This is a genomic window from Archangium violaceum (assembly GCF_016887565.1).
Classification (GTDB): Bacteria; Myxococcota; Myxococcia; order Myxococcales; family Myxococcaceae; genus Archangium; species Archangium violaceum_B.
Map to the genome: position 1 here is coordinate 457,683 of NZ_CP069396.1, position 26,494 is coordinate 484,176.

At 70.7% G+C, this 26,494-nt stretch carries 21 protein-coding genes and 2 pseudogenes; 16 read left to right on the top strand and 7 right to left on the bottom strand.

What is annotated here, in order from left to right:
* Positions 1-12 precede the first annotated feature (12 nt).
* The 7 genes from JRI60_RS01975 (at position 13) to JRI60_RS02005 (ending at position 9,351) form a co-directional block, all read left to right on the top strand.
* A complete protein-coding gene (locus tag JRI60_RS01975; RefSeq protein WP_239470293.1) occupies positions 13-564 on the top strand; it encodes a Uma2 family endonuclease in 552 nt (183 codons plus the stop codon).
* 21 nt (positions 565-585) lie between these two features.
* Positions 586-1,704 (top strand): hypothetical protein, encoded by a 1,119-nt coding sequence (locus JRI60_RS01980; RefSeq protein WP_204224105.1) that lies wholly within the window; start codon positions 586-588, stop codon positions 1,702-1,704.
* A 155-nt stretch (positions 1,705-1,859) separates the two neighbouring features.
* Positions 1,860-4,730 carry a GAF domain-containing protein gene (locus tag JRI60_RS01985; RefSeq protein ID WP_204224106.1) on the top strand — a complete coding sequence of 957 codons (2,871 nt, stop codon included), beginning with the start codon at positions 1,860-1,862 and terminating at the stop codon, positions 4,728-4,730.
* A gap of 237 nt (positions 4,731-4,967) precedes the next feature.
* Positions 4,968-6,482 carry an adenylate/guanylate cyclase domain-containing protein gene (locus JRI60_RS01990; RefSeq protein ID WP_204228694.1) on the top strand — a complete coding sequence of 505 codons (1,515 nt, stop codon included), beginning with the start codon at positions 4,968-4,970 and terminating at the stop codon, positions 6,480-6,482.
* A gap of 20 nt (positions 6,483-6,502) precedes the next feature.
* Entirely contained in the window at positions 6,503-6,889 is a 387-nt protein-coding gene (locus tag JRI60_RS01995) for a type II secretion system protein GspG (protein ID WP_204224107.1), read from the top strand.
* Between the two features lie 229 nt (positions 6,890-7,118).
* Complete coding sequence (locus JRI60_RS02000; RefSeq protein ID WP_204224108.1) at positions 7,119-8,477, top strand: universal stress protein; 1,359 nt, start codon at positions 7,119-7,121, stop codon at positions 8,475-8,477.
* 325 nt (positions 8,478-8,802) lie between these two features.
* Positions 8,803-9,351, top strand: a complete 549-nt coding sequence (locus JRI60_RS02005; RefSeq protein WP_239470294.1) for a Fis family transcriptional regulator — start codon at positions 8,803-8,805, stop codon at positions 9,349-9,351.
* Between the two features lie 167 nt (positions 9,352-9,518).
* Here JRI60_RS02005 and JRI60_RS02010 read toward each other — a convergent pair whose 3' ends face one another.
* Positions 9,519-10,058, bottom strand: coding sequence for a hypothetical protein (locus JRI60_RS02010; protein WP_204224110.1), 540 nt, complete (start codon positions 10,056-10,058; stop codon positions 9,519-9,521).
* Positions 10,059-10,206: 148 nt separating this feature from the next.
* Here JRI60_RS02010 and JRI60_RS02015 point away from each other — a divergent pair, with 148 nt between their 5' ends.
* The gene (locus JRI60_RS02015) at positions 10,207-10,755 is read left to right on the top strand and encodes an O-acetyl-ADP-ribose deacetylase (RefSeq protein WP_204224111.1); all 549 of its coding nucleotides are present in this window, start codon (positions 10,207-10,209) and stop codon (positions 10,753-10,755) included.
* A 273-nt stretch (positions 10,756-11,028) separates the two neighbouring features.
* Here JRI60_RS02015 and JRI60_RS02020 read toward each other — a convergent pair whose 3' ends face one another.
* A complete protein-coding gene (locus JRI60_RS02020) occupies positions 11,029-11,682 on the bottom strand; it encodes an SCO family protein (protein ID WP_204224112.1) in 654 nt (217 codons plus the stop codon).
* A 317-nt stretch (positions 11,683-11,999) separates the two neighbouring features.
* Between JRI60_RS02020 and JRI60_RS02025 the strand changes: the two genes are divergently transcribed.
* The 3 genes and pseudogenes from JRI60_RS02025 to JRI60_RS55040 form a co-directional block, all read left to right on the top strand.
* Positions 12,000-14,852: a PAS domain-containing protein gene (locus JRI60_RS02025; RefSeq protein ID WP_239470295.1), complete on the top strand. Its 2,853-nt coding sequence runs from the start codon at positions 12,000-12,002 to the stop codon at positions 14,850-14,852.
* A 490-nt stretch (positions 14,853-15,342) separates the two neighbouring features.
* Positions 15,343-16,077, top strand: a pseudogene (locus JRI60_RS55035) (C39 family peptidase); the annotation flags it as partial.
* An 81-nt stretch (positions 16,078-16,158) separates the two neighbouring features.
* Positions 16,159-16,740: pseudogene (locus JRI60_RS55040) on the top strand (glycoside hydrolase family 19 protein); the annotation flags it as partial.
* A gap of 101 nt (positions 16,741-16,841) precedes the next feature.
* Here JRI60_RS55040 and JRI60_RS02035 read toward each other — a convergent pair.
* Positions 16,842-17,633, bottom strand: a complete 792-nt coding sequence (locus JRI60_RS02035; RefSeq protein ID WP_204224114.1) for a hypothetical protein — start codon at positions 17,631-17,633, stop codon at positions 16,842-16,844.
* A gap of 147 nt (positions 17,634-17,780) precedes the next feature.
* Between JRI60_RS02035 and JRI60_RS02040 the strand changes: the two genes are divergently transcribed.
* From JRI60_RS02040 to JRI60_RS02055, 4 genes are all read left to right on the top strand, one after another.
* Positions 17,781-18,206: a nuclear transport factor 2 family protein gene (locus tag JRI60_RS02040; protein ID WP_204224115.1), complete on the top strand. Its 426-nt coding sequence runs from the start codon at positions 17,781-17,783 to the stop codon at positions 18,204-18,206.
* 155 nt (positions 18,207-18,361) lie between these two features.
* Complete coding sequence (locus JRI60_RS02045; protein ID WP_204224116.1) at positions 18,362-19,195, top strand: hypothetical protein; 834 nt, start codon at positions 18,362-18,364, stop codon at positions 19,193-19,195.
* Between the two features lie 46 nt (positions 19,196-19,241).
* A complete protein-coding gene (locus JRI60_RS02050) occupies positions 19,242-19,826 on the top strand; it encodes a YceI family protein (RefSeq protein ID WP_204224117.1) in 585 nt (194 codons plus the stop codon).
* Positions 19,823-20,638 (top strand): ubiquinol-cytochrome c reductase iron-sulfur subunit, encoded by an 816-nt coding sequence (locus JRI60_RS02055; protein ID WP_204224118.1) that lies wholly within the window; start codon positions 19,823-19,825, stop codon positions 20,636-20,638. The genes JRI60_RS02050 and JRI60_RS02055 overlap by 4 nt, the downstream gene beginning before the upstream one ends.
* 89 nt (positions 20,639-20,727) lie before the next feature.
* Here JRI60_RS02055 and JRI60_RS02060 read toward each other — a convergent pair whose 3' ends face one another.
* Positions 20,728-21,954, bottom strand: coding sequence for a CBS domain-containing protein (locus tag JRI60_RS02060; RefSeq protein WP_204224119.1), 1,227 nt, complete (start codon positions 21,952-21,954; stop codon positions 20,728-20,730).
* A 232-nt stretch (positions 21,955-22,186) separates the two neighbouring features.
* Between JRI60_RS02060 and JRI60_RS02065 the strand changes: the two genes are divergently transcribed.
* Positions 22,187-23,536: a cytochrome P450 gene (locus JRI60_RS02065; RefSeq protein ID WP_204224120.1), complete on the top strand. Its 1,350-nt coding sequence runs from the start codon at positions 22,187-22,189 to the stop codon at positions 23,534-23,536.
* Between the two features lies 1 nt (position 23,537).
* On the opposite strand, the gene JRI60_RS02070 is transcribed toward JRI60_RS02065, so the two are convergent.
* The 3 genes from JRI60_RS02070 to JRI60_RS02080 all read right to left on the bottom strand — a co-directional run bounded on the left by JRI60_RS02070 (position 23,538) and on the right by JRI60_RS02080 (position 26,414).
* Positions 23,538-24,653: an ArsA family ATPase gene (locus JRI60_RS02070; RefSeq protein ID WP_204224121.1), complete on the bottom strand. Its 1,116-nt coding sequence runs from the start codon at positions 24,651-24,653 to the stop codon at positions 23,538-23,540.
* Positions 24,650-25,561 carry an arsenic transporter gene (locus tag JRI60_RS02075; RefSeq protein WP_239470297.1) on the bottom strand — a complete coding sequence of 304 codons (912 nt, stop codon included), beginning with the start codon at positions 25,559-25,561 and terminating at the stop codon, positions 24,650-24,652. Before JRI60_RS02075 ends, JRI60_RS02070 begins: the two co-directional genes overlap by 4 nt.
* 169 nt (positions 25,562-25,730) lie before the next feature.
* Positions 25,731-26,414, bottom strand: coding sequence for a hypothetical protein (locus JRI60_RS02080; protein WP_204224123.1), 684 nt, complete (start codon positions 26,412-26,414; stop codon positions 25,731-25,733).
* Positions 26,415-26,494: the final 80 nt, after the last annotated feature.

Genomic DNA, 26,494 nt, shown 5'->3' on the forward strand with positions numbered 1-26,494 from the left:
GCCATGACCGCCATGATGCTCGAAAGCTCCACCCCCATCGCCCACCTCGAGCCCTATCCCTCCCGCCGGCCGGGAGCCATCCCCAGGGCCACGCGCCCCGCCGTCAGCCCGCGCGCCGCCACGCTCCACGCGTACGCCGCCTCCCAGCTCGGCGCCGAGCTCATCGCCACCTACGGCGCCGGCCGCGGCGCCCCGGGCTCCTGGCTCCTGCTCTCCGGTCTCGAAATCCACCTCGGGCAGAGTGCCATCGCCCCGGACCTGCTCGGCTGGCGCCGCGAGCGCATCCCCCGCCTGCCCCGCGGCTCCTCCGGCATCGCCCTCCCCCCGGATTGGGTCTGTGAGGTGCTCTCCCACCCCGAGGAGCGCGCCCGGCTGTTGCCCCTCTACGCGCGCGAGGGCATCCAGCACGTGTGGCTCGTGGACCCGGAGGTGCGCACCCTGGAGGTGCTCGAGCTCGACGGCCGCCGCTACTCCCTGCGGGCCCTGCACTCGGGTGCAAGCACCGTTCGTGCCGAACCTTTCGGTGCGTTGGAGCTGCCGTTGCGCCTTCTGTGGGCGGAGTGAGTGGGTAAGCTGCGGCCCCTCATGGCCGCGGCTCCGTTCATCCTCGAGAAGGCCCAGGTACTCTGCTATCGCACCTTCGACATCGCGGAGGAGATCAACCTCGAGCACGCCCGCCGGGTCGTCTCCGCGGATGCCCGCCGACTGAAGCTCGGCCGCGAGAACAGCCAGTACCTCCAGCTGCCCAACCCGCCCCTGGCCTTCGAGCTGGGTCGGCGCGCGCTCGCCTTGCGCCACGGGCCCGTCACCGTGGATGTGACGGCGCGCCTGTTCGACCACGGCGCCGCCTCCATCATCCTGCGCGTCCCAGTGCCCTCGGGGACGACCTTCGAGTCGCTCACCGCGCTCGCCGACGAGCTGTATGACAGTGTGGCCCTGGAGGAGCTCGCCCTGGAGCTCATCGAGTCGGTGCGCAGGATGATTGCCCCCGCCGTGCAGGGGGCGCACCTGTGGGACCAGAACGAGAGCTACACCGTCCTCTTCGTGGAGCGGATTCAGGGCAACCCCTCGGCCGACGAGCTGATGGCCCAGGCGGACCTGGCTCGCGTGCTGCTGGGAGAGGTGGACTCCAGACCCCTGTCCTCCCGCGAGCGCGAGGCCGTCACCCAGTCCCGCTTCAGCTACACCGTGGACGACCTGGTCGTCGTCGACTGGAACAGCGCCTTCGTCTACGAGCCCTCGGGCTCCGGCGACATTCCGGACCTGCTGGAGGTCGCCAACGCCCAGCTGCTGGAGTTCCGCTACTACGACTACCTGCTGGATGCCCACATCGCCCGCACCCACGACGAGGTGCAGGCCCGACGCCATGGCTGGTGGGCCCTCTTCCGCAGTCCCTACCGGGCCCTGGCCCGCGAGACGCTCGCCACCCTGGTGGACCTCAACGAGTTCATCGAGCGCGTGGAGAACAGCCTCAAAATCATCGGCGACTTCTATCTGGCCAAGGTCTACGAGGCCGCCGTCAAGCGCATGCGCATCCCCTCGTGGCAGGGCTCGGTGACGCGCAAGCAGCTGCTGCTGGCCCAGACGTATGGCCTGCTCAAGGGCGAGGTGGACACCGACCGCAGCCACACCCTGGAGCTCACCGTCGTCCTCCTCATCGTGATGGAGATCCTCTTCGCCGTGCTCCGCGTCTTCGACCATTGAAAGCGTGAGCAGTCGGACAGACCGGACAGGCTGGATAAGTTCGTTCATCTTGAACCGGACGCTCCGTCCGGGGGGGCGGTGGGCGGGCGGTTCCCGGTCGTGGAAGAGTCCCTGTCCATGCTCGGCGAGAGTGGGGCCGGGCTGGGGGGTGGGGCATGCAGGTGCCCGGAAGCAGCTTCGTCGTCGCGGTGGAGCGCATGTCCCGCGCTCTGGAGCAGCTCGCGTCCTCGCCGTCGGCTTCGGCGGTGTTGCAGGAGGTGGTGCATTGCGCGGGGGCCTCCCTGGGCCTGGAGCGCGCGGCGGTCGCATGGTTGGACACGGACGGGTTGTTGCTGACGCAGGCCTCGGCCGGGCTGGTACCGGATGCGGTGGCGGCGTGCGGGCGCTACCTGTTGGATGGTCCTCATCTGGAGCGGACGCCGTGGCACTTCCACCGAGGGGAGCCGGGGCTGGAGCCGGTGCTCGCCGAGGCCCTGGTCCGCATGGGTGCCGTGTCGCTGCTGGCGCTGCCCGTGTTCACCTCGAGCGGTGGGTGCGTGGGCGTGTTGCTGGGGCCCTCGTCCGAGCCGCGCTCCTACTCTCCGGAGGAGGCGCGGCGCTTCTCCCTCTACGCGCAGCTGGCTGGGCTCGCCATCGAGCGGGGCAGGCTGGTGGCCTCCGGGCGCACCGCCGCGCTCCAGGCCCGCGCCGAGGCCGAGCAGGCCGAGCTGCTGCGCCTCACCAGCTTCCAGGCGGTGACGGAGGCCTTCGGCCGCGCCCTCACCCGTGAGGACGTGGGCCGGGCCGTGCTGGAGCTGGGCGTGCCCGCCGTGGGCGCGGTGGGCGGCACCGTGCACCAGGCCTCGGCGGATGGGCGCTCGGTGGAGCTGGTGGCCGCGGTGGGCGCCAGTCCGGAATCCTTCGCCACCTTGCGCACCCTGCCCCGGGCGATGCCCGAGATGCCCGGCTACGACGCGGCCGCCCGGGGCATCCCCGTGTGGCTGGAGTCCCCCGAGGAGGCCCGGGCCCGCTACCCCGCCTTCTCCGTGTACATGGCGACCCAGTCGTGTCAGGCCTTCGCCTTCCTGCCGCTCATGGTGGAGCAGCGCTGTCTGGGGTTGCTGGCCTTCGGTTTCGCCCAGGCGCGGCACTTCACCGAGCTGCAGCGCACCCTCATGCTCGGACTGGCCCGCCAGTGCGCGCAGGCCCTCGAGCGGGCCCGCCTCTATGAGAACGAGCGCTCCGCGCGCCTGCTCGCCGAGGCCGCCGGACAGCGGCTGCAATTGCTGGCGGACGCGGGCGTGCTGCTGTCCGGCTCCCTGGAGTGGGAGACGACCGTGTCCGGCGTCGCGCAGCTCGCGGTGGGCGCCTTCTCCGACTGGTGCGCCGTGGACTTCCTCGACGAGCACGGCGCCCTGCGGCGGCTCACCGTGCAGCACGCCCAGCCGGAGCGCTCCCTGCTCCATGACAAGCTCCTGGGCTTCACCCCGGATCGCTCCCGGCCCTCGGCCATCGCCGACGTGGTGCGCACCGGTCGCTCGCAGCTCGTCACCGGCGTGGTGCCCGCCTCGCAGGCTCCCGCCGAGGCCTCCGCCCCCGCGCGGCCGGACGCGGGCGGCTCGTTCATCATCGTCCCGCTGGTGGCCCGCCAGCGCACCCTGGGCGCCATGTCCTTCGTCCGGGGGCCGGCGCGCCCTCCCTTCACCGGGCCGGACCAGTCGCTCGCCGAGGACCTGGCCGCGCGCGCGGGGCTCGCCATCGACAACGCCCGTCTGCTGCGCAAGGCCCGCGCCGCCGAGGCCGAGTCCCGCCGCAACGCCGCCCGCCTGCGCATCCTCGTGGAGGTGGACCGGCTCCTGGCCGAGGCGGGGTTGGATCTGCCCGCGGTGCTGGATGTGATTGCTCGCAAGGTGTCCGAAGTGGTGGGTGATGGGTGCGTGCTCCAGCTCATGGCCGAGGACGGCGCCTTCCTGGAGCCCGTCACCATCCACCACCCGGACCCCGAGGCGCGCTGGCTGCTGGCCGGCACGGTGCACGCCCGCCGGCAGCGGCTGGGCGAGGGGCTTCATGGGGGCGCCGTCGCCAACGGGCGCGTGGTGCTGTTGCCTGACGTGGACGTGGAGGAGGCTCGCGCGTCCGGGGGGTTGCCCGAGTACGTGCCCTACCTGGACCGGTATGGTCCGCAGAGCCTCCTGGTGGTGCCCCTGGCGGTGAAGGGACGGGTGTTCGGCACCCTCGGCGTGGTGCGCGATGTCGCCGGAGGCCGGCCCTATGGCGAGGATGATCAGCTGCTGCTGCAGAGCCTCGCGGAACGGGCGGCGCTGGCCATCGAGGATGCCCGGCTGTACGGCGCCGCCACCGAGGCGGTGCGCCTGCGCGATGACTTCCTCTCCGTCGCGGGTCACGAGCTGAAGACGCCGCTGAGCGCCCTGCGGCTGCAGATCCAACTGCTGGCACGCATGGCTCGCGACGTGGCCACCACCCCGGGCCTGTCCGAGCGCGTGGAGAAGGCCGAGCGCACCAGCGAGCGGCTCGGCGCTCTCATCGACGAGCTCATGGACGCCGGCCGCATCACCTCGGGGAAGATGAAGCTGGAGCGCGAGGAGATGGATCTGGCCTCGCTCGCCCGCGACGCCGTGGGCCGCATGTCCGAGGCCCTCGCCCGTGTCGGCAGCGAGGTCCGGCTGGTGGCCGACTCCCAGGTGCTCGGACGGTGGGACCGTGTCCGCCTGGAGCAGGTGGTCGGCAATCTGTTGTCCAACGCGGCCAAGTATGGACGCGGCCAGCCCGTCGAGGTCCGCGTCGAGTCCGGCAACCAGGGCCGCGCCCGGCTCGTCGTCAAGGACTCCGGCATTGGCATCGCTCCCGAGGACCAGGCCCGGATCTTCGAACGCTTCGAGCGCGCCGCTACAGGCAAGCAGTTCCACGGGCTCGGTCTGGGGCTGTGGATTTCACGCGAAATCGTCGAGTCCCATGGGGGCCATATCCATGTGCGCAGTGCTCCCGGTGAGGGCTCCACCTTCACCGTGGAGCTTCCTCGCGAGTAGGACTCCGGGTCGCAGCCCCTGGGACGGATACCCTCACCCCGACCCTCTCCCAGAGGGAGAGGGAGGAGTGGGGTGGGGGTACATGGGTGGGATCAGGATTTCTTCCGCTTGCCCGGGGGACGGCCGGGAGAGCGTTCCTCCCCTGTGTTTCCATCCCCGGGGGTGGGGTACTCTTGGACCCCGACATCACCCTTCTCACTGGTGGAGAGCCCGTTGACCCGTCCGCTCCTGGACCCCATGGCGCCTCAACAGCGCGCCGATGGTAGCAACCGCTCCGCGGTTCGCGCGGACAGCCCTCTCTTCGGCGAGCTCCTGCTCAAGCTCGGCATCGTCACCCCCAATCAGATCGAAGAGGCCCTCGCCCTCCAGTCCCTCAACGGACAGCGGCTCGGCGAGGCCCTCATCTCCCTCGGCTACGTCACCCGCGAGCAGATCCAGGACGCCCTCGGCGAGGCCCTCGGTCTCCACCACCCCCCACAGGGCATCACCCCCATCCAGCCCCCCCTCGGCGAGGTGCTCGTCGGGCTCAAGTACCTCTCCGTCTCCCAGCTCGACGAGGCCCTCGCCCTCCAGCGCCGCACCGGCCGCAAGCTGGGCGAAATCCTCGTCGAGAACGGGTACTGCTCCTACAAACAGCTCTACGAGGGGCTCGCCCTCCAGGGCCGCGTCTCCGGCCGCCAGGAGGCCCCTCGCGCCCAACAGCAGGAGGGCCACCACCGCGTCGTCGTGGTGGATGACAGCCCCCTGGCCTGCGCCTTCGTGCAGGACGGGCTCGTGTCCCTCGGCTACGAGGTCATCTGCTTCCAGGACCCCTACGAGGCCCTGGAGCAGGTCGGCAAGGTGCAGCCCGCCATCGTCCTGAGCGACCTGGACATGCCCGGCATCGACGGCATGGAGCTGTGCCGCCGCCTCAAGGAAGGCCCCACCCGGGCCATGCCCGTCATCATCCTCACCGCCAACGACAACGACACCGAGCGCGTCCGCGGCCTGCGCGCCGGCGCCGATGACTACGTCAACAAGTCCGCCTCCATGGACGAGCTCGCCGCGCGCATCGAGAGCGTCATGCGCCGCACCGGCGAGACCGAGCGGATGCGCAAGCTCTTCGCCCGCTACACCTCCGACGCCGTCGTCGAGGAGATCCTCAAGAGCCCCGACTCCGTCGTGCTCACCGGCGAGAAGCGCGAGGTCACCATCCTCTTCGCCGACATCCGCAACTTCACCGGCCTCGCCGACAGTCTCCCTCCCGAGCAGACCGTCGGCGTGTTGAACCAGGTGCTGGGCGGCCTCTCCGACGCCGTGCTCACCTGCGGCGGCACCCTGGACAAGTTCCTCGGCGATGGGCTCATGGCCGTCTTCGGCGCCCCCGTGTTCCGCAACGACGACGCGCTGCGCGCCCTCCAGTCCGCCAAGATGATGATGGCCTTCATGGTCGAGCTGCGTCAGCGCGCCGAGGCCGAGTGGGCCACCACCCGCGAGGGCCGCCCCCTCACGCTCGAGCTGGGCATCGGCATCAACTCGGGCATGGCCGTGGCCGGCAACATCGGCGGCGCCATGCGCACCGAGTACACCTGCATCGGCGACTCCGTGAACGTGGCCGCGCGGCTGTGCGCCATCGCCGGGCCCGGGGAAATCCTCGTTGGCGAGCGCACCGTCGAGCTGCTCTCCGGCCATGAGGCGGGCTTCGAGGAGCTGCCACCCGTGCGACTCAAGGGCAAGCCACACCCCGTGCCCCTCTTCCGCGCCCTGTGGTAGTCCGGGGCCCGGAGGACTCCTTGAGTCAGCGCCGCCGCCCCCACTTCCTTCTCATCTTCCTGCCCTTCGCCTTCGTCGCCATCGGCCTCGTCGTGGTGCTCGGCATCCGCGGCAAGCACGACCCCGCCGCCGTCCAGGTCCACTCCGACTTCGACCGCATCCTCGCCGCCCTCGAGTCCTGGCGCGCCGAGCGCGGTTTCCTCCCCGAGGAGGGCGAGCTCTCGTTCCTCGTCCCCAAGTATCTCCCCGCCGAGCCCGTCGACCCCTGGGGTCATCCCTACGTCTTCTCCAGTGACGGCCAGCGGCCCTTCCTCCAGTCCCTCGGCCAGGATGGGCTGCGCGGTGGCAATGGGCCCAACCAGGACCATACGAATCATGATGGGCACTCGGCGCTGGCTCCTCGGTAGCTCGGGGAGCGGCGGGTAGACCCTCACCCCAGCCCTCTCCCAGGGGGAGAGGGGGCATTCACGGAGCCAACCTGGGGGGGCTTGGTACCCTCACCCTGTCCCTCTCCCGGAGGGAGAGGGGCGGAGCGAGGGGTCGCGCCCGGGTCTTCCGGGCCGCTTCTCAATGGCCATCCTCTCGTCGTGGGTTTTCCTTTTAGGGGACTTTCCCGCGCCCTCCGTGGAGGCCGTCATGCCGGTGGTCTGCGCAACCAACCTGTCGGAGCCCTCCTCTCGCGCCGCCAAGGCCGCCGCGGCCCTCGCCACCCGTCTGGGTGCGCCCCTGTGGCTCCTCGGCGTCTTCGACGGCGAGCACCCCGTCCCCGACGGTCCTGTCTCCCTGCGCGATGCCTCGCGGCGTCTGGAAGCGGAGGCCGCTCGTCTGCGGACTCCCGGTCTCCCGGTCGAGCTGCGTCTGCTGGAGGGCTCTCCAGGCAAGGTGCTCGTGGAGGACGAGCTCATCCGCGGCGCCCGGTTGCTCCTCCTGTCCGCCGAGGGCTGGGGGCCCGTCTCGTGGCGCCGGGCTCCCGTTCACGAGCGCATCGTCCAGTCCACCCGCGTGCCCGTGCTCGTGGTGCGCCGCGAGGGCGAGTCCCTCGCCGATTGGGCTCGCGGTGGACGCCGCCTGCAGGTGCTCGTCGGCGTGGATGGCTCGCCCTCCTCGGAGTGCGCCGTGGCGTGGTTGCACGAGCTGCGCCGCGTGGGCCCCTGTGACGTGGTGGCCACCTCCGTGTGCTCGCCCGTGGAGGAGCGCGAGCGTCTGGGCATCCACACCCCCGTGCACCTGGAGATGCTCGATCCGGTGGTGCGCCGCATCGAGGTGCTCGACCCGGAGGTGGAGCGCGTGCTGATGCGCGAGCTGATCGAACGCGTGGGCGAGCTGCCCGGTGAGGGGCGGTTGGAAGCTCACCTGGAGCCGGGCTTCGGTCGCCCCTCGGACCACCTGCTGCACGTGGCGCATGCGCGCGGCGTGGACCTCGTCGTGGTGGGCACCCACCAGCGCGGAGGTCTCGCCCGGTTGTGGCACGGCTCGGTCTCCGCGGGCGTGCTGCGCCACGCCGAGCAGTCCGTGGCGTGCGTGCCTCCCTTCCATCCGGTGTCCCGCAGGTCCGTGCCGCCACGCGCCGTGCTCGTTCCCGTGGACTTCTCCGAGGCCAGCTCCCGCGCCATCTCCCAGGCCCGCTCCCTGGTGCGCCCCGGCGGCCGCGTGCACCTGCTGCATGTGCACCGGCGCAAGTCCTCGGAGCGCGCGTGGGTGATGGACCACTATGGTGTGCTGCCCGAGCCTCCCCAGGAGCGCTCGGCCGTCCTGGAGCGGTTGCGGGCGATGGTGCCTCACGAGGACGGAGCCCAGGAGGTGCACTGGACGGTGGAGGGCGTCACCGGCGACGACGTGGCCCGCGCCATCTGCCAGGCCACCGAGCGCGAGGGCGTGGATCTGGTGTGCCTGGGCACGTCCCATGTACCGGGTCGCGCCAGCTACCTCAGCGACGCGGTGGCCCGGGCACTGGTGGCGCGCTGCCGCAGGCCCGTCATGGTCCTCCACGCGTGAGGGGGGCCCTCTCCCTTGGTTCCGACGCACCAAGTCATGCCGGAAACCCCGGCGACTCGGGACCCCAGGCCCCTCGGGGCGCCCTGCCCCCGGGCCCTCGGGGTCCTCCCCGTGTAACCTCCCTCACGGGTTGTGTGGGCTCCAACGGTTTTCTGCAACTCCGTGGAAATATTGGGAGCAGAGCGCATCCGGAGCCGATTTGGCGGCCCCCCGCGCGCTTGCAGGGTTCGACGGGAAACCCGATTTGCGTTAGGCTTTGTCAAAAGCAGTCAATGACGGGGGAGGTCTGCCTTTGACACCGCGAGGGTATCGCGAAGAAGAGCTCGTGACGAACCGGGCCTCGGTGCTGTTGAGCGGAGGCACCGAGGACGAGCGGCGCACCTGGGCCGCCGCCGCGGCTCGCCACTTTGCCCATGAGGGGCCCCTGGTCGAGGTCCGTCAGTCCTCACAGGTCGTCGAGGCCCTCCGCCAGCGCCGCGGCGTCGTCTTCATCCCCGATGTCGCCCGCCTCGATTTCGCCTCCCAGGGCCTCATCGTCCGCTGCCTCCAGACCCAGGAGGAGCGTCCTAAAATCGTCGTCGGGCTCTCCGGCGCCATCGAGCCCGCTCGCGGCAAGGGCTCCCTCCGCGAGGACCTCCTCTATCGGCTCCATCTCGCCCAGGTGGACCTCACCTCCGAGGGCATGCGCGAGGTGCTCGCCCAGCGCCGCGCCCAGCTCGTCGCCGAGGAGGCCGCTCGCAAGGCCGAGGCCGAACGCCTCGCCGCCGAGAAGACCGCTCAGCTCAAGGCCTCGGGTATCACCGTGAAGAGCTCCTCCCGCATGCGCAGCAAGGTGCTCCCTCGCGCCACCGCCCCCAAGGTCACGCGCAGGTGACGGGCTCCTGAGTTTTCCGGCCTCAGGTTTTACTGGGGGGACTCGGTTCTCGATGACCCTCACCCCAGCCCTCTCCCAGAGGGAGAGGGGGCTTTTCACCGGGGCAACCCGGGAACCGGTTACCCTCACCCCGTCCCTCTCCCGGAGGGAGAGGGGTTGGTGAGGACTCAGTGCCGGTGTTTCTGCCCTCGCTTCGCCTTGAAGCCCCCTTCCGGCGCCTTGGCCCTCTTGGGGGCGGGGGCCGCCGCCGTGGGCGTCGTCTTGCGCCCCGATGTCCGGCTCGTGGCCCGGCGCTTCGGCTTCTCCTCCTCCTCCAACTCCGCGACCTTCAACGGCTTCCGGGCGGGCCTCGCCTTCTTGATGCGCTCCTCCACCGCCCGCGCCTCCTCCAGCACCCGCTCCGCCGTGGCTCGCACCTGCTCCTCGGGCACCTGCTCCCGCTCCGGGCGTTTTCTCACCGGCCGGTCCGCGATGGGGCGGTACAGGTCGGGCTCCATCGCCGCCTGCTGCTCGACGTTTCGCGCCCCTCGGGCCGGCTCGCGCTTCACCCGCGCTCCCCGCCCCTGCTTCGGCCACAGCTCCTGCAGCTTGTCCACCTCGTCCGCCGCCGAGACCAGCGTGTCGATCACCACCCGCACCCCCTGGGTGCCCACCCTCGACACCGCATCCCTCAGCCGCCCCACCAGGCTCGTCGCAGTCGTCAGCATGTGTGTCCCTTCCCTCTGCGTCGTCTTTCCGGCCAAGGTATGCACGCCGGCTCCGGTTGGAAGCACCGCGTCATGACCTGGCATCTCGGGAAGGGTGTCAGCCTCCTCGACGCCCGCCCGTCCGCTCGGCCCCCTCTCGAAGGAGCGCATGGTGACTCACTCCCCCTCGGATGACCGGCTGGTGCTGATGCGTGGCGATCTCACGAAGGTGTCCGCCGATGCCCTGGTGAACGCGGCCAACTCCTCCCTGCTCGGCGGCGGAGGCGTGGATGGCGCCATCCACCGCGCCGCCGGCCCCGAGCTGCTCGCCGAGTGTCGGACCCTCAACGGGTGTCCCACCGGCGAGGCCCGCATCACCGGCGCCTATCGGCTGCCCGCTCGCCATGTCATCCACACCGTGGGCCCCGTCTGGCGCGGGGGCTCCCAGGGCGAGCGCGAGACGCTCGCGCGCTGCTACCGCCGCGTCCTCGAGCTCGTCGCGCGCCACGGCCTGCGCTCCGTGGCCTTCCCCTCCATCTCCACCGGCGCCTATGGCTTCCCCATCGCCGAGGCCGCGCCCATCGCCCTCCGGGAGATGCGCGCCGCCCTGGCGCGCCAGCCCCAGCTGGAGCGGGTGACGGTGGTGCTCTTCAGCGCCTCGGACCTCGAGGTGTACCAGCGGGCGCTCGCCGAGGCCGGCACGCCCGCGTCCTCCTAGCGGAGTATCCACAAAGTCTTTGGACAGAGTCCGAGGGCCCGTGGATGTCCCCTCTCCCTCTGGGAGAGGGCTAGGGTGAGGGTCTTCCCCCTGGAGCGCACGGACCCCATGGGCGTTCACAGAGGACGGCGAGGGGGGCGGTTGCGTGCCGCGATGCAAACAGGGGCGAGGAACACGAGGGTGACGACCCTCACCCCCCGCCCTCTCCCAGAGGGAGAGGGAGCATGCGCAACACGACTCTGTCCACGAACTTCGTGGACACTCCACTAGCGGCTACTGGCCGCCGTCGCGCACCAGCTGGCGCGCGTCGCGCAGCAGCTTCTCCACGGCGTCGTCGTGCTCGCTGTTGTAGAAGCCGCGAACCTCCCCCGTGCGGTCCACCAGCACGAAGTGCGAGCCGTGGAAGATGTTGGGGATGTCGTTCACGTCCTGCTCGTTGCGGCCCATGGCCATCTTGAAGCCGTTGACGACGGTGTCCTTGAGCGCGTTGTAGTCGCCGGTGAGGAAGCTCCAGCGCGCCGGGTCCGCGCCGTACCTCGCGCCGTACGCGGTGAGGCGCTCGGGCGTGTCGTACTGCGGGTCCACCGAGAAGGAGACGAGCGCCAGCTGCTCGCCGATGTCCGCCGTCTGCTTCTGGAAGCGCGCCATCTTCTGGGTGAAGACGGGGCAGATGGTGGGGCAGCGGGTGAAGATGAAGTTGGCCACGAAGGGGCGGCCCTTCAGTTGCTCCAACCCGAAGGGCTTGCCGTCCTGGCGGGTGAAGGTGAAGGCCGGGAGCTGGCCGTAGCGCTCCAGGGTCGTGGTGCGCTGGCGCAGCAGCGCCATCCCGAGCAGCAGCAGGCACACGGCGGCGGCCAGCGCCACCCAGAGGAAGCGGTTGGCGGAGGGCGTCGCGGGCGTGGAGGGGGTCGTGACGTCGGTGGACATGGCGGGTGGCCCGACTGCTAACGGATGGCTTCCCATCACACAAGGCCGGACGTCCCGGGGCCGCCTCCTTCCTCCCCCGGCGGGCTTCACGCTGCCCCGGGTGTCCGCTACTCCTACCTGGGGTTGTACCCGGGGACGAGAGAGGCGGGCTCCTCCGGTCGCCGTCCAACAGTCCGGCCCCCGCTCGCGAGCACGCGTCACCGTGCTCTGCTAAGCCAACTCTCGCGACCATGAAGGACATGCGCGAGCCGTCAATAACTCCGACCGGGGGGCCGGAGAGGCGGGCCCCGTCGGGCTTCGATCCGCTGCTCGACGGCGTGACCGATGGCATCCTCGTGGTGGACAGGGCGTGGCGCTTCCTCTGGCTCAACGCCGTGGGGGAACGGTTGCTGGGCCGCTCGCGCGAGCAGCTGCTGGGACAGGAGCTCTGGGCCGCGCTGCCCGAGGTGGGGGACACCGCCTTCGCCCCCGCGTGGCGCCGGGCCATGGACGCGGGCACGCTCGTGTCCCTGGAGGACTTCTTCCCGCCCGCGGGCGTGTGGCTGGAGTCGCGCGCCTTCCCCTCGGGCGAGGGCCTCGTCATCTTCACCCGGGACGTGTCGGAGCGGCGCCTGGCGGAGAACGAGCGGGTGCGGTTGCTATCGGCGGAGCAGACGTCGCGCGCCGCGGTGGAGGGCGAGCGCACGCGCTTCCAGGAGATGCTGATGCTGGCGCCCGCCGCCGTCAGCATCACCCGCGGCGCCGAGCACCGCTTCGTCTTCTCCAACCTGCTGCACCGCCGCTTCTACGGGGGCAGGGATCTGGTGGGCCAGTCGGCGCGCGAGGCCCTGCCCGAGCTGGAGGGCCAGGGCGTCTTCGAGGTGATGGACCGGGTGTACCTCTCCGGCAGCTCCTACGTGGGCAGGGGCCGGCCGGTGAAGGTGCCGCGCCCGGGCGCACCGCCGGAGGAGATGTTCTTCGACATCGCCTACCACCCGCAGCGCGACGCCGCCGGACGGGTGGAGGGCGTGGCCATCTTCGCCTACGACGTGACGGACCTGGTGCGCTCGCGCCGCACGGCGGAGACGCTGGCGCGAGACCTGGGCTACAGCGAGGAGCGCTTCCGTTCACTGGTGACGGCCACCTCGGACATCATCTGGGTGACGCCGACGTCGGGCGAGTTCATGGAGGACCAGCCCGGCTGGCGGGCCTTCACCGGACAGACGCGCGAGGAGCTGCTGGGCTGGGGCTGGTTGGACGCGGTGCATCCGGAGGACCGGGAGCGCACCGCGAGGACGTGGGAGTCCGCGCTCTCCACGCGCACGCCCTACCTGATGGAGCACCGGCTGCGGCACCGGGATGGGACGTACCGCTACGTGCTGGCGCGCGCGGTGCCGGTGCTGGAGAAGGACGGCACGGTGCGCGAGTGGGTGGGCGCTCACCGGGACATCACCCGCCAGCGCCAGGGCGAGGCGGAGCTGGAGCGCCTGCTCGCGCGCGAGCAGCGTCACGCCACGCAGCTGCAGGGGCTGGCCAGTGCCGCGCTCGTCATCAGCGAGGCGGACTCCGTCGAACAGGTGCTGCGGGCGGTGACGGAGCAGGCGCGCGAGGTGATTGGCGCGCACCAGGCCGTCACCAGCCTGACGGTGGAGGGGGGCTGGTCGCAGGCCATCCACGCCGTGTCGATGTCGGACAGGTACGGGGCGTGGCGCGACTGGAAGGAGTCGCCGGAGGGGACGGGCATCTACTCGTGGGTGTGCCGGCTGAACCTGCCCATGAGGTTGTCGCAGGCGGACCTGGAGTCGCACCCGGCCTGGAAGGACTTCGGCCGGCACAAGGCGAAGCACCCGCCGCTGCGCGGCTGGCTGGCGGCGCCCCTGGTGGGACGGGACGGGCGCAACCTGGGCCTCATCCAGCTGTCGGACCGGCACGAGGGGGACTTCAGCGCCGAGGACGAGGCCATCCTGGTGCAGCTGGCGCGCATGGCCTCGGTGGCGATTGAAAACACGCGGCTGATGGCGGAGACGCAGGCGGCCAACCGCGCGAAGGACGAGTTCCTCGCGGTGATGAGCCACGAGCTGCGCACGCCGCTGACGGCGGTGCTGGGCTGGACGCAGATGCTGCGCAACCGGCAGAGCGACGCGAAGGCGGTGGAGAAGGGGCTGGCCGTCATCGAGCGCAACGCGCGCACGCTGGCGCAACTGATTGAAGACGTGCTGGACGTGTCGCGCATCATCACCGGCAAGCTGACGTTGCACCGGCGGGGCGTGGAGCTGGTGGGGGTGGTGCAGGCGGCGGTGGAGGTGGTGAGGCCGCACGCGGAGCAGAAGGGGGTGTCGCTGTCGCTCGAGGTGGACGTGGGGGGCAACGGCACGGCGATGCTGGTGGGGGACCCGGGGAGGTTGCAGCAGGTGTGCTGGAACCTGCTGGTGAACGCGGTGAAGTTCACCCCGGCGGGAGGGCAGGTGCGGGTGCGGGTGGACCGGAGCGAGCGGGAGCTGTGGGTCCGGGTGACGGACACGGGGAAGGGGATTCGAGCGGACTCGTTGCCGCACCTCTTCGAGCGCTTCTGGCAGGCGGACGGCTCGGCCACGCGCGAGCACGGTGGACTGGGATTGGGGTTGGCGATCGTCCACCACCTGGTGGGGCTGCACGGGGGCGTCGTGCGGGCCGAGAGCGGGGGAGAGGGGAAGGGGTCCACCTTCACGGTGACGCTGCCGGTGCCGGCGGTGCTGCCCGAGGTGCAGACGGAGGTGCTGCCGGGCGCGGAGACGGCGCCGGCGGTGAAACTGGACGAGGTGAAGGTGCTGTTGGTGGAGGACGCGGCGGACGCACGCGAGCTGATTGCCCTCATGCTGCGCGAGCGGGGCGCGGAGGTGAGCACGGCGAGCAACGCGACCGAGGCGATGGAGCGGCTGACGGAAGCGCTGCCGGACGTGTTGGTGTCGGACATCGGCCTGCCGGGGGAGGACGGACACGCGCTGTTGAGGCGGGTGCGAGCCTGGGCCGAGGCGAGGGACCAGTGGGTGCCAGCGATCGCGCTCACGGCCTACGCGAGCGCCGAGGACGCGCGGAAGGCCTACCGCGCGGGCTTCCAGGTGCACCTGTCCAAACCGCTGGAGCGGGGAGTGCTCATCGAGGCGGTGGCGCGGCTCGCCGGACGGGACGACGTGGGCGCCAAGGCGGGGTGAGGCCGAGGGGCAGCATCTGGAGGAGCCCGCCGCATACGCGGAGTGCGTTCCCACCCCTGTTCCCAGTCACATCCACGTGCTCGACAAGGGGAAATCGTCGGTTTTTTTGGGGCCCCCAGGAAACCTTTCCTCTTGTGCTGCGAGAATGGGTTCAACGCTGTTTCCATATCCCTACCCCACGGAGCACCCCACCGTGAGCACCATCTCCGTCCGCAGTGGCGACACCCTCTCGAAGCTCGCCGCCAGGTACAACACCACCGTCGACAAGCTGGCCAAGGCCAACAACATCAAGGACCCCGACCTCATCAAGGTCGGGCAGAAGCTGACCGTCCCCGACGGCTTCGACAGTCCTGGCACCAAGACGCCCAGCTCCAACCCCTCCAAGAGCGGCGACAAGTTCGACCAGCCCGCCGCCGCCGGTGGCCGTGCCGCCGGCCCCGTCAAGGATGACGACGGCCGCTCCTTCCCCACCTCCGCCGACGGTACCCCCATGTACCGCCAGGGCGATACCCAGTGGGGCGGCCGCCGCCTCGGCACCGGCTCCTCCATCTCCGCCGCCGGCTGCGCCATGACCTCCACCGCCATGGCCATGAGCAAGATCTCCGGCAAGGTCATCAACCCCGGCGAGCTCGACGCGTACCTCGACAAGAACGGCGGCTACTCCGGCAACGGCCTCATCTGGGGCCAGGCCGCCAAGATGGCCGGCCTCGGCGCCACCAAGCCCGGCTGGAGCACGTCCAACATCAACAAGCAGATCGACGCCGGCCGCCCCGTCGTCATCGGCGTGGACTACAAGGCCGGCTCCAACGGCGGCGCCAACGGCACCGACCACTGGGTCACCGTCACCCACCGCAAGGGCGACACCTACTACGCCAACGATCCCGCCACCGGGAAGGAGATCGCCCTCAAGCTCCAGAACGGCAAGCTCGTGGGCGGCCCCAAGAACTACAAGAGCACCGGCGAGCTCGTCACCTTCACCGGTGGCAACCCGCGCCCGGGCACCGCTCCGGCTGGCAGCAGCGGCGGCCCCGTGGCCGGTCAGAACTCCTCGGGCGGCTCCGTGAAGGGCCTGTCCCTGCCCGCCGGGGACCTGGAGAAGGGCGCTCGTGGCAAGGACGTGGAGCTGCTCCAGAAGGCCCTGGTGAAGGCCGGCAACCTCACCCAGGCCGAGATGAACACCGGCCCCGGCATCTTCGGCCCCAAGACCGAGGCGGCCCTCAAGGAGTTCCAGGCCGCTCACGGCGTGCCCAACACCGGCTACTACGGGCCCAAGACGCGCGCCGCCTTCGAGAAGCTCGGCGCCAAGGTGGGCGGCTCCACCGGCCCCGGCCCCGTCACCGGCCCCTCCGAGCCCGGCACCAAGGGCGGCGTGTCGCTCGCGCAGCTGCGCAAGATCATGCCCAACCTCTCGCAGGCCAAGGCCGAGCAGTACCTGCCCCACCTCAACAAGGCCATGGCCGAGGCCGGCATCAACACCCCCAAGCGCCAGGCCGCCTTCCTCGCGCAGCTGGCCCACGAGAGCGGCGAGTTCCGCTACATGGAGGAGATCGCCTCCGGTGCCGCCTACGAGGGCCGCAAGGACCTGGGCAACACGGAGCCGGGTGACGGCAAGCGCTTCAAGGGCCGCGGCCCCATCCAGCTCACCGGCCGCGCCAACTACCGCGCCGCGGGCAAGGCCCTGGGCATCGACCTGGAGAACAACCCGACGCGCGCCGCCGACCCGGACGTGGGCTTCCGCACCGCCGCCTGGTTCTGGAACAGCCGCAACCTCAACACCTACGCGGACGCGGGCAACTTCCGTGAGGTCACCCGCCGCATCAACGGCGGCTACAACGGGCTGGCCAGCCGCGAGGCGTACTACAACCGCGCGCTCGACGTGCTGACCTGATCCACGCTTCCACCCCTTCGTTCCAAGTCCCCCTTCCTTCTCCAGGCGAGGGGGCACGAGGACCGCGGCCCACCCCCCTCGGCCGCGGTCCTTCGTCTTTATCAGGGGTCCTGGTCGTGGGGGAGGGTCAGGCAGAGCATGGTGGCCAGCGACACCAGGCTGGTGAGGAGGTAGGACAGGCCCAGGTCCTGGTAGTCATTGTCGAACCCGCGCCACGCGAGCAGCAGGCAGTACCCGCTCACCAGCAACTGCACCGCGTTGAAGAAGCGCTTCATCGGCCGGAGCGCGTACAACCCGGCCAGGGCCGAGAACACGGGCACCGCGAGCAGCATCAGCCCGAGCAACAGGCCATCCCAGGTGATCACGGGGATGCCGTCCATCTCCATGTGCTTGGCGGTGTGGTGGAAATCCACGTCATCCATGAGGTAGGGCCAGTGTATGGACAGCCAGGGGCCTACCTGCCCCAGCATGTTGAGCACGGCGAGCCCCAGCCCGATGCCCATGAAGCGGGGAATGCCGCGGGGCCGAGCACCCCGGGCCCGCTTCAGCATCTCGGGCGTCACCTCGAGCGCATACGGGTAGCCGAGCGCCAGGATCGTCTCCAGGGCCGCGACGCCCACCTGGCGGCCGTCGGTACCCGTCAGCTCGCACAGCCGCTCGTCCTCCAGGACATCGAGCATGAAGTCGGCGCGCACGCGTGGCGGCTCGCCCGGGGGGATTGGCGTCGAGAGCGCCTCGAGGAACGCGTCCACTTCGTCGGAGGTGGGGCCCGGTTGGCGCAGGGCCTCCAGCCGCTCGAGCAGCGGCACGGCGTCCACCTCGAACATCGGAGCGGAGGGATCCTGGGAATCCTCCTCCTCGGCGGGGCGTGGCGCTTCTCGGACGCGTTCCATGGGGAACCAGCTTAGTCGGACCCGGTCCGGGTCTTCATGGGGCATGGATGCCTTACAGGCGGGCAGACGACATTCGAGGCAGCGCCCGGAGGTCATGCGCACCCTCCGACTCGTAAGGACCCTCACGCGGATGGAGCGAGGACCCCCATGGCGATGGAGCGAGCGCAGCGTTTCGTGGATGCACTGGCCAGGCTGGAGGAGAGCGGCGAGCTGGAGTCCCTGTTGGAGCTCTTCGGTGACGACGCTCAGGTGAGCAACGTGGCCTCCCGCCGTACCTTCCACGGCAAGGAGGGGGCTCGCGAGTTCTGGCGCGAGTACAAGGGGATGTTACGTCGAGTGAAGTCCACCTTCCGGAACATGATCGAAGCGGGGGACCGCGTGGCGCTCGAGTGGGAGTCCAGCGGCACCGCGCACAACGGCGCGGCGGTGGACTACGAGGGCGTCTCCATCATCGAGTGGGATGGCGACCGCATCTCGCGCTTCTACGCCTATTTCGACCCACGCGTGCTGGGGCTGGAGCTGTCCCAGGGCAATGCCCCGCGCTCGGAGGCCCCGGCCACCGCGCCGGCCTGAGACTCGCTTTCTCCCCGAACGGGAAAAAGGACAGAGGGACCCGCGGACGCGCGAGGTCCCTCTTTACTTCGCCAGAGCATAATATCTCGACATGCGAGCGGGACCCGATTGTCGCATACTGGGCAGGCCGTGTTCTCCCAGTCCGAGGGCAATTGATGTTCCGCACTGTCGTCGTCGCCCTGTTCATCTCCCTCCTCGCCGTTCCCGCCCCGAGCGCTCACGCCGCCCCGGCGAAGACCGCCAGAGCCAAGACGTCGAAGAGCTCCAAGTCGGCCAAGACCAAGGCGAAGGCGTCCAAGAAGTCTTCCCGGAAGTCCGTCACGCCGGCGCCGGCCGAGTCCGGGGAAGAGGACGCGCCGATGCAGCCCGCGGCGAAGCAGGCCGAGCCCGCGCGGCCCGAGGCCGCTCCGCCCTCGCCAATGCAGCCCGCGGAGACGCGGCCCTCCGACGCGCCGGTGAAGCAGGAGGAGTCCGACATGGACTTCGATCTGCTCGAGTCCTCGACGACGTCGGCCGAGGCGCCGCGCGCGGTGGACCCCGCGCTGGAGAGGGCCATCGCCCAGCGCCGCACCATGCTCACCATCCACCAGGGCGTGGGCATCGCCATGGCGGCGACGCTGACGGCCACCATCGTGGTGGGGCAGCTCAACCTCAATGACCGCTACCGGGGTGGGGGAGGCACTGACCGGTACAAGGGCTTGCACACGGGGCTGGTGATCGGCTCCAGCACGCTCTTCGCCGGAACGGGCCTGCTCGGCCTGCTCGCCCCCACGCCCTTCAAGAAGGAACTGCGGCTGGACACCATCACCCTGCACAAGATCTTCATGTCCCTGGCCACCGCTGGAATGCTGACCCAGGTGGCGCTCGGTGTGGTGACCGCGCAACACGAAGGCAAGCTGTCGCAGGTGGGCCTGGTCACCGCGCATCAGGTGATCGGCTATGCGACGCTGGGCGCCGTGGGCGCAGGCATGTTGATGCTCACGTTCTGAATTTCCACGCGCAAAAACGAGTCGATAAGACCCGGAGAATCCCCCCATGAAACACTCGTTCCTGGCCCTGCTGTGCTCGCTGATGCTGTCCGCTCCCGCTCTCGCGCAGGAGGCGGCTACCGCGCGCACGTATTCGGTGAAGAAGGACGGTAGCAGCGTCACCTACCGCCTCAACCACAAGATGCACGAGGTGGTGGGCACCGCGCGCCCCACCGAGGGCAAGGCGCGCATCCTCCCCGATGGCACCCTGCAGGTGGCCGTGCGCGCCAACGTGGCGGACTTCGACTCGGGCAACTCCAACCGAGACTCGCACATGAAGGAGGTCACCGAGGCCACGAAGTACCCCACCGTCGAGTTCAAGGGCGTGGCCACGGGCGTGAAGGTGCCGACCTCGTTCCCGGCGAAGCAGGAGGTGACGCTCAAGGGACAGCTCACCTTCCACGGGGTGAAGCAGAGCATCGAGGTGCCCCTGCAGGTGCTGTTCAACACGGCCACGGACGTGTCGGCCGAGGGCAAGTTCCAGATCAGCCTGGAGTCCTACAAGGTGGAGCGCCCGTCGCTGCTGATGGTGAAGGTGGACGACGCGCTGGCGATGGAGACGAAGTTCCAGCTCAAGGAGGAGGGGAAGTGAGCACGAGCCGTCGTGGTTTCCTCCGGGGGCTGGTGGGAGCGGGCGCGGGCGCCGCGGCGGCGGGCCTGCCCGGGTGCGCGCCGGACATCTCCCCCGCGCCGGTGCTGGACGCGCAGAAGGAGTCGGATGGCACCGTGATTCTGCAAGTGGCGCGCTATCCGGACCTGACCAAGGAAGGCGGCGCCGTCACCCTGCGCGTGCCTGGCGAGCAGCCGCTGCTCGTCATGCACACGGCGGAGAAGGGGGCCAACGAGTACAAGGTGGTGTCCGCCATCTGTACGCACTCGGGGTGTCCGCTGGGCTTCCAGGATGGTGAGGCCATCTGCCCGTGCCACCTCTCGCGCTTCTCGACGGACGGCAAGGTGACGCAGGCACCCGCGAAGGCGCCGCTGACGAAGTACGAAGCGAGCTTCGACGGAGTCCTGCTGACGATCGACTTCGCGGCCGGCGAGGAGGGATTCCCCTCGGTGCAGAATGGGAAGATCTTCTTCCCCTTCTCGAGCTTCCCCGAGCTGCAGACGGCGGGGGGCCGGGTGCAGGGAGTGCCGGAGGGCTACGGCAAGCTCATCTTCGTCTTCGCGCTCGAGGGTGGCGCGTACGCGGCGGTGGACTCGCTCTGCACCCACCAGCAGTGCCCGGTGAGCTACGACGAGTCGGCGGGGGACTTGCTGTGCCCGTGCCACAACTCGCGCTTCACCAAGACGGGAGACGTGACGCGGGGGCCGGATCCGAGTGGAGCCATCACCATCGGTCCGCTCAAGAAGTTCACGGCCACGAGTGACGCCACGGGAGTCACCCTGACCATCTCGTAGCAAGAACCCCTCTCCCTTCGGGAGAGGGACGGGGTGAGGGTACCTGGACCCCCAGGTTCCCCACCGCCCCGTCCCAAGGGGAACCGTGCCTAGTACAACCGGCTCCAGAACGAGCGCCGTGCCGAAATCCGGTCGAGCGCCTCCTGGAGCTCCTCGTCGTAATCGGCGCGGGTGGCGATGTCGGCCATGGAGATGATGCCCACGAGCCGGTCGTCGCGCTCCACGACGGGGACGCGGCGGACCTGGCGGCGGCCCATCAGGGCGATGATGCTGTGGATGTCCTCGTCCGGAGTGACCGCCTCCACGTCATCCGTCATCACGTCCCGGGCGCGCATGTTGTCCGGGGGGCGGCCCTCGGCGAGGGTGCGGATGACGAGGTCGCGGTCGGTGAGGACGCCCTTGAGCCGCCCGCGATCATCCACCACGGGGACGATGCCGCAGTCCTCGTCCTTCATGACGCGGGCCACCTCGCGCAGGCTGCTGTCGAGGTGCACGCTCTTCACCCCGCGCGTCATGATCTCCCGAGCCATCAGCGGCTCGCGCTTCCAGCGGCCCTGGCGCCGCTCCGTGGGCGCCCCGGTGGGCCCGTGCGTCGTGACACGCGACTCGCGTGACGGCGTTGGCTGGCCCATGCCGATCAGCGACGAATACCCCTCGCCTCCGGCTTCACTGCCCTCGGTGGGATGGTCCTCCCACGACCGGTCCTGGCGCCGCCCCCGCCCGGAGATGCCGCGCTCGTCGGCGGGGGGTACACCGCGCGTGGCCTGCCCGCCGGACCCCGGCGAGCGGGCTTGCGAGGTGTGACCGCTCCGCTCGGCGCCGGTGCCGGTGCGGTTCCATTCACGGTACTCGCGGGGCGGCTGGTGCCCCTCCAGAGAGTGGTACAGGTCCTGATCGCCCATCAGCGGCCCCGGGCCCAGCCCGGCGGCATCACTGACCGAGCGATCATCCCGGCCGTAGTGCCCCGCGCCGGTGTCGCCCTGTGCCGGGCGCTCGTAGGGCCGATCCCTTCCGATGAGGCGGCGGCGCGAGCCCAGGTCGTAGCGCGTGTCGTCCTCGGGCGAGGGCCCGCCCTCCTCGGTGCGCGGCTGGGCCATGCGCAGCTGGGCGGCGCGGTGGAAGCGGCCCTGGCGCACCTCGGGGGGCTCGTCGCGCTCGGGGCTCCAGCCGGTGACGTCGGACTCGGAGCGCTCGCGGGAGCCCGGCGGGGACTCGGCGGCGCGGCGCTCGCGCTCCCGATCCTCGGTGTGGGTGCCATTGGGCGGCGAGGGGCGCGCCGGGACGTCCCGGCCATTGTCGGTGTGTCGCTGGGCCATGAGGTGAGACCTCCTCTGCGGATGTGGACGCCGAAGGCTTGGTACGCGGGTGGCTGCTTCCAATCGGCCCCGGGGGCGGAGCGCCCCTGCTGTCCGCCTCCGGGCATGCCCCACCCCTCCGAGTGCCCGACTTCCGACATCCCCAATGCCCCAATGTGGACGATGGCTCCCGAGCCCCCGCCCGGCCCGTGTCATGCCCTTATGAGAGAATGAGAAAAAAGGGGGAAGGGCCATGCCGACGACACAGCCGGACACGGTGGCGGAGGACCTCTCACATCTACCGCTGCCGCCGGGAGCCGAGGGGCTCCCACTCCTGGGGGAGACACTCGCCTTCCTGCGAGCCCCGGGGCCCTTCATCGACGAGCGGAGGCGGCGACACGGCGACATCTTCCGCTCGCACATCTTCGGCTCGCCCACGGTGTTCCTCTCGGGAGCGGAGGCCAGCCGGTGGGTGTTCGCGGGGGAGAACAAGTTCCTCCACGTGCGGTGGGGGTACGGCACGCGCCAGGTGCTCGGCCTGCAGGCCATTCCCCAGCTCACCGGCGAGGCGCACCAGGCCCGGCGCCGGCTGCTCGCGCCCCACTTCACCCAGGCCATGGTGCGCGACTTCGTGCCGCGCATGCAGAGCATCGCCACGCGGCACCTGGAGCGGTGGGTCGAGCACCCGGAGGTGACGGTGCTGTCCACGGCGAGCACGCTCGTGCTCGAGGTGGCCCTGGGCCTCATCCTCGGTGACACGCCGGTGGACCTGCGGCGCGTGGTGCCGCTGGTGGAGCGGTGGGTGAAGGGGCTGTTCTCGGCGGTGCCGTGGGATGTGCCCTTCACGGTGCATGGCCGCTCCATGGCGGCGCGGCGGGAATTGCGCGCCCTGCTGGAGCAGGTGGTGGTCGAGCGCGAGCACCTGGTCGAGCAGCCCCGGGACATCCTCGGCTCGCTGCTGTCGGTGCGGGACGACGAGGGCCAGCCGCTGTCGCGCGAGGCCGTGCTCGACGAGACGCTCGTGCAACTGCTCGCGGGCCATGACACGACGCTGCACTCGCTGACCAACCTGGTGTGGCTGCTGGCCGAGCACCCCGAGGTGCTCCAGCGTTGCCGCGAGGAGCAGCGGGGCGCCAGGGTGGACGAGCCCCTCACGCTCGAGGGCATGAAGGAGATGCCCTACCTGCACCAGGTCATCCACGAGGCGCTGCGCCACCTGCCGCCGGTGAGCGCCCTGCCGCGCGTCACCACGCGGGACGTGGCGTACGGCGGCTACCGCATTCCCCAGGGGTGGACGCTCATGCTCAGCGTCGGGGGGACGCACCGGGCCTCGCCCTGGACGGAGCCGGAGCGCTTCGACCCGGAGCGCATGGGCCCCGAGCGCGCCGAGCACCGCAAGCAGTCCAATGCCCTCATTCCCTTCGGCGGAGGGGCGCGGGTGTGCCTGGGGCAGCACTTCGCCATGACGGAGATGGCCGTCGTCCTGGCGCTGATGCTGCGTGGCTACCGCTGGGAGCTCGTCCCCGGGCAGGACCTGTCACTGGCGCCGCTGCCCTTCCCGCACCCGCGAGGCGGCCTCCGGGTGCGCTTCTCGCGGGCGTGACTCACGAAGTGGCGAGCGCGTCGCCCAGCCGCACCAGGCCGCCGAAGTCCTCCAGCTCGCCACCGGCCTCGGGCGCGGCCACCGCCACCGCGCCCGCGGGCAGCTTCTCCGCCAGCCGTTGGAGCAGTCCGCGGTGGGCCTCGGCACGGGCGCGCTCCTGCGCGGCCAGACCGATGAGCGCCTTCACCCCGTCACTCGCGGCGCCTCCCTCCTCCACGTGCCGCAGCAGCGCCTCGGGAGCCTCCAGCCCGTCCTCGCGTGCCCAGCTCCGGTTGAGCACGTAGCCGGCGAAGGGCAGCCCCTTCTCGCGCAGCATGTCCCGGAAGAAGGACGCCTCCTCCAGCGAGGCCGACTCCGGCGATGTCACCAGCAGGAAGGCCGCGTCCGGCGAGGACAGCCGCGAGCGCAGCCGATCCGCCCTCAGCCGGATGCCCGCGAACAGCCCGCTGAAGGCCCCCAGGAAGGTGCGCATCTCCTGGGTGAAGCCATCGCCGAAGATGGTGCCCAGCACGTTGCCCAGCAGCTGCGACGTCTTGCGCCACAGCCGCCCCCCGCGCCCCTTCTCCTCCGGGAGGAAGAGCGAGACGATGCGGTCATCCAGGAAGCGCGCCAGCCGCCCCGGGGCCTCCAGGAAGTCCAGCGCGTGGCGGCTCGGCGGCGTGTCCAGGACGACGAGCTCGTAGCGGCCCTCGTCCAGGAAGTTGTCCAGCGCCTCGGCCGCCGCGTACTCCTGCATGCCCGCCACCAGGTCCGACAGGAAGCGGTAGAGGCGGTTCTCGATGATGGTGCGCGCCGCCTCGGGTGTGGCCGACAACCGCCGCACGAAGCGCTCGAAGACGATGCGCGGATCCAACATCCACACGTCCAGCCGGCCCGGGCCGGGCTCGCCGCCCGCGAAGAGGCGCTCGGGGGGAATGGGGGTGGGCTCCGCGCCGCCCTCGGACAGGCCCATGGCCTCGGCGAGCCGCCGCGCCGGGTCGATGGTGAGCACCAGCACCTTGCGGCCCGCGCGCGCCGCGGCCACGCCCAGGGCCGCCGCCGTCGTCGTCTTCCCCACGCCACCGGCGCCACACAGCACGACGACGCGCTTCTCTCGCAGCAGGGACCGCAGGTTCATGGCCGGGCTCCGGCGCTCCCGGTGGAGCGCTCAGGGGGGACGACGCTACGGGTGAAGTGCGTGGCGAGCCGCTCCACCAGCTCCGTCCCCACCGCGGGCAGCTCGGGCACGGTGAAGAGGGGCGCGGCGAGGTTGCCCGCCAGCCGGGCCTCGGCGGCGCGCGCCCGGTCCAGCTGCGCCAGGGCGCGCTGGCCGCGGTGGGGCCCGTGCTCGTCCAGCAGCCGCTCCACGGCGGCGCGGCCATCCGGTGAGAAGGGATTGTCCGGCATGCGGTTGAGCACGCCCGCGGTGATGGGGATGCGGTGGCGCTGGATGGCGGTGGCCAGCTCCAGCGTCTCACTGACGGGCAGCGGCTCGGGCAGGGTGACGAGCAGCGCACCGGTGAGGGCGGGGTCCCTCAAGAGGCTCAACCCCTCGCGCACCGCGCGGCCCACGGGCCCACCGGGCATGACGGACAGCAGCGCGTCCGGCAGCGCCGCGAGCGCCAGCGCATGGCCGGTGGCCGGCAGGTCCAGGATGGTGAGCGTGTGCAGGGGGCTCCCATCCGGGCGGGTGCTGCGCAGCAGGTGCAGCATCTGGTAGAGGACGCCCATCTCCCGGAGCGCGGGCGCGGCCTCGAGGAAGCGGCGCAGGGCGCGGGTGCGCATGGCCGCGTCCGCCATGACGCGCAGGGGCAGCACGTCCTGCAGGAAGAGGCGCTGGCCCTCGATGGGGGACAGGCGGACGAAGGACAGGCCCCTGGACACCTCGGTGACGCGCGGGCCGGGCGCTCGTGCGCCCGCCAGCGTGGCGAGGGGGGAGGGGCCATTCTGCTCGTCGGAAGACACTTCCACCTCGGCCAGCAGCACCCGCCGGCCCGAGGCCACCGCCGCGCGCGCGAGCGCCGCCGCGATGGTTGTCTTTCCCACGCCCCCTTTTCCCGAGACGAGCAGCGCCCTCCGTTCCCACAATGCGTCCAGCAAGGCCGTCGCCCCTCCCAGTCGTGGTGTCTGCAGGCCCAGAGTCTTAACGTCCGGGCCCTCGCGCGACAAGGGCACTCCCCGGGCCAGGCTCACCGGGTGGGTACGTCTGAACGCGTCACTGCACGGGCCAGCGGGCGGCGATCTCCTCGCACGCCAACTGCACGTCACACATGCGGCGGGCGCGCGCCTTGGGAGGCAGGTACTCGCGCCCGGCGAACACGTCCACCACCCGCACCAGCCTCGGGTCGATGGGGCCCAGCGGGGCCAGGTGCTGCTCGACGAAGGCCTGCAGCAACGTGGCGATGTAGTGCCCGGAGCGCTCGTCCAGGGGGTGGTGTTTGGAGAAATACAGCTTCATCACCCCGACCTTGTTGTTGCCGTGACGGTCCAGCGTCTGGAGCACCACCTGGGGCGCGACGCGGATGCTCACACCGGCCATTTCGAGCGCGGGCGGTTCGTCTCCCACCTCGCTGGCCACCACACCGTGCAGGCCCAGGCGCGAGTGCAGCGAGCGGTAGCGCTCGATGGCCTCGATGCACAAGAGGGCACGGTGGGCTTCGAACTCCTCGGTGAAGACGGTGGTGGCGAGCCGGTGCTGGTGCTGGCGCAGGACGGCCTCGTCCTGGCCCCGGCAGAGAAAATCGGTGATGGCCTGTGCGGCCTCGGGGTAGTGCAGATAGCGTGGCTGGGGTGGGTGCTTCTGCGCGTGGATGAGGCGCTTGCGCAGGGCGGGAGTCGCCGTGAGGTAGCGCCCCAGCTTGTTGACGGAGACGTGAGGTGACCCCGTGAGTCCATCCATGAAGTGCCTCCCTGATGCGTCGTGATGTGAAGACATTAACGGAGGGGTCTGACATCTCCGGGCCCTGGAATCCGATGGAA